This is a genomic window from Frigoribacterium sp. AC759 (assembly GCF_979256015.1).
This window is the reverse complement of sequence record NZ_CEEDMT010000152.1, coordinates 1-247: the sequence shown is the minus strand read 5'-3', so window position 1 is coordinate 247 and position 247 is coordinate 1. Positions and strand designations below refer to the sequence as shown.

The 247-nt window shown below is 69.2% G+C and carries 1 protein-coding gene; it reads right to left on the bottom strand.

Annotation, left to right across the window (positions count from 1 at the left end):
• A partial coding sequence (locus tag ACZ6JE_RS15455) for a hypothetical protein (protein WP_464319519.1) occupies positions 1–247 on the bottom strand: 247 nt, incomplete at both ends.

The following is a 247-nucleotide window of genomic DNA, read 5'->3' as shown; positions in this document are numbered from 1 at the left end:
CAGCCCTCGAGCTGACCGACGAGGTCGAGGTAGCCCTCGACGTCCTCCGCCGGCGCGAACGGGTGCACCGAGGCGATCTCGGGCCAGGTCACGGCCGCCATCTCGGTGGCCGCGTTGAGCTTCATGGTGCAGCTGCCGAGCGGGATCTTTCCGCGGTCGAGGGCGTAGTCCTTGTCGGCGAGGTGCGTGAGGTCCCGCATCATGCTGGTCTCGCTGCGGTGGGTGCGGAAGACCGGGTGGGTGAGGT